This is a genomic window from Cupriavidus basilensis OR16, assembly GCF_000243095.1.
In the GTDB taxonomy this organism is placed as follows: Bacteria; Pseudomonadota; Gammaproteobacteria; order Burkholderiales; family Burkholderiaceae; genus Cupriavidus; species Cupriavidus basilensis_D.
Map to the genome: position 1 here is coordinate 1 of NZ_AHJE01000149.1, position 894 is coordinate 894.

The window sequence follows — 894 nt, forward strand, 5'->3', positions numbered from 1 at the left end:
GACTGCTGGAACGTGCGCGCGATAGCGCGACATCGTGGCGTCGATCCCCGCGGAGGTGCGGGTGTAGGCGCTGTCGAGTTCCTTCAGGTTGGTGTTGAGGCCTTCGGTGGCCGTCGTCAGCGCGCCCCTTGTAGCGCTGAACGATTTCACAATCTCCGTCAGTTGATTGCCATAGCCGGACTTGCCGTCGGCACCGCTGAACAGCTGCGCCACGCCGGTCCGGTTGGTGGCGAGCGCCTTGTTCAGCTTGGCAGTGTCGAGCCCCATGGAGCCGTCTGCCTTGAACGAGATACCGATCTGGGTCAGGTTGACCAGCCTGGCGTCGCTGGTGCCGGTCTGCGGCGTGTTGAACACGGATCGCAACTGGTTCTGGATCGTGCGCAGCGTAGCGTCGCCCAGCAGCGGCGACTGCGTGCCCTTGTTGTTCTTGTCGAAGGCGGACAGCTTCGCGGCGGTGCTCTGCAGCGTGTTGTAGGCCGTGACAAAGCTCTGTACGGCGGCAGCCATCGTCCCGGTGTCGGTGACGGCGGTCACCGTGCTGTCGCCTTTGCTCAGCAGGTTCAGCGTCAGGCCCGGCGCGGCGCCTTGTACCGAGTTGGTCGGGCTGCTCACATCGATGCCGTTGATGGTCAGCTTGGCATCGAGGGCCTCGATGTTCTGCTTCATCGCCTTGGTGCCGGCCGGGTCATACGCCAGCAAGCCGGCAATGGTGCTGGGGTCGCCGGCGCCATTGCTGTCCACGGAGACGCGCATGCTGGACTTGGCGCCTGTGGTGTTGGATGTCAGCACCATGCGGTACGGCGTGCTGCCGCCATCGTTGACGATGCTGGCGGTCACGCCCGAGTTGGACGCATTGATCGCGTCGCGGATGCCGGTCAGCGTGTTGTTGGTGCC

The 894-nt window shown here is 64.5% G+C and carries 1 protein-coding gene; it reads right to left on the minus strand.

Translation table 11 applies throughout. The annotated features are described in order from the left end of the window. A partial coding sequence (fliD, locus tag OR16_RS36145; RefSeq protein ID WP_006163972.1) for a flagellar filament capping protein FliD occupies positions 1-894 on the minus strand: 894 nt, incomplete at both ends.